Origin of the sequence: Neisseria sp. P0019.S002 (assembly GCF_051957155.1) — a bacterium.
GTDB lineage: Bacteria > Pseudomonadota > Gammaproteobacteria > Burkholderiales > Neisseriaceae > Neisseria > Neisseria perflava.
Map to the genome: position 1 here is coordinate 1 of NZ_JBQCWS010000043.1, position 570 is coordinate 570.

The 570-nt window shown below is 53.0% G+C and carries 2 protein-coding genes; both read left to right on the forward strand.

The features are described 5' to 3' along the window. A partial coding sequence (locus tag ACTHTY_RS11440) for an immunity protein Imm33 domain-containing protein (RefSeq protein ID WP_440367729.1) occupies positions 1-181 on the forward strand: 181 nt, incomplete at its 5' end. Positions 182-272: 91 nt separating this feature from the next. Next, a partial coding sequence (ribH, locus tag ACTHTY_RS11445; RefSeq protein ID WP_440367731.1) for a 6,7-dimethyl-8-ribityllumazine synthase occupies positions 273-570 on the forward strand: 298 nt, incomplete at its 3' end.

The window sequence follows — 570 nt, forward strand, 5'->3', positions numbered from 1 at the left end:
CGGCGACGAAACCGACGAATACACCGACAGTCCCGATAATTTCAGCATTGTCAGCCTCTCCGCCATTACTGCAGACAATCCCGACATCGCGCTCCTGCTGACTCAGGCAGAAGGCAGCGCGTGGGAATTGAACGGAGACGGCGAGTTCCAAGCCGTTGCCGATTGGCAATCGCAAGAATAACCCACCCATTTCGTTTCAGACGGCCTTCTTTATAACAAGGCCGTCTGAAACCGAGCCGAATCCCTACTTCACAAATATTGAAGGAATCATCATGAACATTATCGAACCACGCCTCGATGGCACCAACCTGCGCATCGGCATCGTTCAAGCCCACTTCACCAACGAAATCGGTAGCGAAATGGTCAAAGTTTGCTGCCGCACCTTAAAAGAATTGGGCGTAGCCGAAGACAACATCACGCTTGCCACCGTTCCCGGCGCGCTTGAAGTGCCTATCGCGCTGATGAACCTCGCTTCATCCGAACAATTCGATGCCCTGATTGCGATCGGCGTTGTCATTCGTGGCGAAACCTACCACTTTGAATTGGTATCCAATGAGTCCGGCGCAGGTG